This is a genomic window from Stenotrophomonas sp. 3diitr2024 (assembly GCF_042136455.1).
Classification (GTDB): domain Bacteria; phylum Pseudomonadota; class Gammaproteobacteria; order Xanthomonadales; family Xanthomonadaceae; genus Stenotrophomonas; species Stenotrophomonas sepilia.
In genome coordinates this window covers 1-3,277 of the sequence record NZ_JBHHMJ010000229.1, presented here as the reverse complement: position 1 = coordinate 3,277, position 3,277 = coordinate 1, and the positions used below count along the sequence as shown (strand labels likewise).

Genomic DNA, 3,277 nt, shown 5'->3' with positions numbered 1-3,277 from the left:
AGGCCGGCCGGGGTAATCCGGCCGGCTTTTCCGTTCATGGGGCAAGGACATACACGGATGCCGTTTCGCATGATGCACAGCACCGCCATTGCAAGGCACGGCGTCCACATGAGCCGGGTGCTGCCGTGGCGCAACGCATGGCAGTGGGTAGGGCTGGCACTGCTGCTCTGCCTGCTGCCGCTGCCAGTGCTGGCGGCGGCCCCGATTCCGGCACTGGACGACCCGGTGGTGGACACCGCCAACGCACTGTCCGCCAGCACCCGCGCCACGCTGCGCGAGCAGGCATTGCAGCTGCAGGCACGCAAAGGCGCGCAACTGCAGGTGCTGGTGGTGCCCAGTGTTGGCGATGACGGCATCGAAGCCTATGCACAGCGTGTCTTCGACCAGTGGCAGCTGGGCCGCGCCGGTGTCGATGACGGGGTGTTGCTGCTGGTGGCGGTGCAGGACAGGCGTGTACGCATCCAGACCGGCTATGGCCTGGAAGGCACCATTCCCGATGCCTATGCCGCGCGCATCATCGACAAGGCGATCGTGCCGCGCCTGCGCGAAGGAGACCTGGACCAGGGCGTGCTGGACGGCAGCAGGGTGCTGGTGGCGCTGATCGATGGCGAGCCGCTGCCGCCCGAGCAGGATTCATCCGCACGCAACCTGTTGCCAGCGGATTGGCGTACAGGGGATTCGGTCGTTGCCCTGACGTTGCTGGTGGGGTTCCTGGCCGGTCTGTGGCGATCACCGCCACGCCTGCTGGCCACCAGGACCGAGGCCGAGTTCAGCGGTAAGCGCCGTGAGCGGCGGCGCAAGGCACTGGCAGCCAATGCGGCAATGCCCAGGCCGAATTGGCCGACATTGCCTGCCTGGGGCAGACCGTTGCTGGTAACGGCAGTGATGGCCGCTGGGTTGGTTTCGGCGACGCTGCTGCTGCCGCGGCATGTGCTGCCTGCGCTGTTCTTCGTGCTGTTACCGGCCGTACCGGTGGCGGCGCTGCTGGGGTGGTGCTGGCGTCGCAGCCGTGGTGTGCGCATCGTGCTGTCCGGCATGTTGGCCGTCAGTATCGGTTTCTTCATGGTGATGCTGGTTCGTGGTCAGTTGCCGCCCAGCCTTGCCCTGCACACGTTGCTGAACCTGGCGGTCGCCATTGCCGCCATGCTGGTGTTCTTCCTGGTGCAGGCCGGCCGCGCGCGCTGGCGGAAGAACCGCAACAGCTTCGCCGTGCGCCTGGTGGTGCTGGTGCTGTTGACCGGCGGCTATGCGCTGGGCGCGCTGCTGGCCATCGACCGGGCCAGCGACGAGAACGCACGCGTGTTGGCGACGATCGTGTCCAGCGTAGGCACGCTGTTCCTGTACTTCATCTGGGTGTTCACCCTGCTGCCCGGCGAAAAAGCACGCAGCGGACGAAGGTCGTCCCAAGGCTACCGTTCCTCGTCCAGCACCTCGTCGTCGAGTTCGTCCTCAAGCAGTTCCGGCAGCTGGTCCGGTGGTGGTGGTCGCAGCGGCGGCGGCGGCGCTTCGGGCAGCTGGTAGTTCAGGCCGCCCACACCCGCCAGCCCAGCGCGGCATCGCGCAGTTCGCCGCTGCCGCTCACATCACCCACCTGCAGCTGCACGCCCTGCGCATTGGGCAGGTCCTTCTGCTCGGGGAACCAACGACGGTCGGCGGCGACGATGATCAGCAGGCCCTCGTCGTCGCCCATCGGCGCGAACTGCGGCGACGGCGGGCTGATCGGCTGCAGGCCGAAGCGCTGGCTGGACTGTTCGCGCACCGCATCGACATCGTGGCTGGGCAGGCCAACCTCGCTCAGGCAGGTCAGCTCGCTGCCATGGAACACGCCTTCGCGCGCGCTGGCCGGCAAGCGACGGCGGCCGATCAGTTCAAGGATCAGGCCGTCCGGGCCGGTGAAGTACACCGACTGCGATTGCCAGCTGCTCTCCAGCGCAAAGTAATCCAGGCCCTCAGGATTACGTTGCAGCGGGGTACGTTCGCGCAACCAGGCCATCGCCCCGCCGAAGCGGTTGTCCGGTACGTTGAAGGCCAGGTGCACGCCACCGACGGGGTGATCACCCGCCGCCTGCAGTTCGATCGTGCTCCAGCCGATGTGCACATGGTTGCCGACCACGCGCTGCTGCAGCACATCGTGGAAATACGCGGCGACGGTGGCGACGTCGGACACCGGCAGGGTGAGGTGAAGCAGGCGCATGACCGATTCTCCATGGACGCGCTCACTGTAGCGCTGGGGCCTGCCCGGCGGCCACTAGCGCAGTGAATGGTTGAAGAATCGTATTGCTGCGTCCACTGCCTGCGCGTGGGTCTGCGCCTTCGGCACCGACGTCCTGCACAGGTCCTGCAGCCGCCGCTGTCCGGTCGGGGTGCATGCGGCGAGGAAATCGTAATGGCCGACACCGGGCAGCGCCTGCAGTGCAGCGCCCGCAATCACCGCACGCGCAGCCTCGCCATTGCTCTGCGGTGGCGCAACCGTGTCAGCCTCGCCCAGTACGATCGACACGGGCTGTTCCAGCGAGGAGAGCTGCTCGGGCGCAAAGGCCTGCACGATTGCCGGTGCCAGCAGGAACACCGCGCGCACGCCGGGAATGGCGCGCGCGTCGTTGGCGTGGGACATCCACGGCGACAGCTCGGGCGACGCCGCAGCGGCAACACGCGCCTCCATCGTGTGCGTGGCCGCTTCCTGCTGGGGCCGGCAGACGCCGTCATCCGGATGCGCCGTGCAGAAGGCCAGCAGTCGCTGCAGGTCCGGTCGCGCACCGGCCGCCACCAGTGCGGTGTAGCCGCCGGCCGAGAATCCGGCGACCCCCAGGCGCTCAGGATCGACATGCGGGCCCAGCACCGGATCGGCCTGCACAGCCGCCAGTGCGGCACGCAGGTCATCGGCGCGCAGCCAGGTCAGTACGCTGCCGGGCAGGGTCATGCTGTCAACGCCGTTGTTGCCCGGATGATCGACTGCGATCACCAGATAGCCTGCCCGCGCCAACGCGGTGCCCAGCCAGCCCATCATGCGCGCGCTGCCGCCGTTGCCATGGGAGAGCAGCAAGGTCGGCAGGCGATCACCGGCGACCGGCGCATCCTTGGACGACCGGCCGACGTCGAACAGCGGCGCGTCGGGTGGACCGATGGTCAGCGCGGTTTCCCGGCTGCCTGCAGGTGCCGGATACCAGACCGTGTAGCGCAGCGCGTCACGGTGCTCTGCGTCGCGCACGGCGGCGCTGGCCAGCGTCGTCGTGCCGTGGCGCTCGCCGGCGACGCCGCTTTCGCGGGCGGCGCCGAC

At 68.4% G+C, this 3,277-nt stretch carries 3 protein-coding genes; 1 reads left to right on the top strand and 2 read right to left on the bottom strand.

Annotated elements, in window-relative coordinates; translation table 11 throughout:
- The first annotated feature begins 108 nt into the window (after positions 1-108).
- Entirely contained in the window at positions 109-1,521 is a 1,413-nt protein-coding gene (locus ABGA94_RS05205) for a TPM domain-containing protein (RefSeq protein WP_111128158.1), read from the top strand.
- A gap of 1 nt (position 1,522) precedes the next feature.
- Here the strand turns inward: ABGA94_RS05205 and ABGA94_RS05200 are convergent, their stop codons facing one another.
- Positions 1,523-2,194: a VOC family protein gene (locus ABGA94_RS05200; RefSeq protein ID WP_111128150.1), complete on the bottom strand. Its 672-nt coding sequence runs from the start codon at positions 2,192-2,194 to the stop codon at positions 1,523-1,525.
- 54 nt (positions 2,195-2,248) lie between these two features.
- Positions 2,249-3,277: alpha/beta hydrolase family protein (locus ABGA94_RS05195; protein ID WP_375366579.1), on the bottom strand; the 1,029-nt coding region annotated here is incomplete at its 5' end.

Excerpts from the sequence above, each read along its gene's own strand:
- ABGA94_RS05205 (WP_111128158.1), top strand. The coding sequence starts at position 109 with ATGAGCCGGGTGCTGCCGTGGCGCAACGCATGGCAGTGGGTAGGGCTG.
- ABGA94_RS05200 (WP_111128150.1), bottom strand. The coding sequence starts at position 2,194 with ATGCGCCTGCTTCACCTCACCCTGCCGGTGTCCGACGTCGCCACCGTC.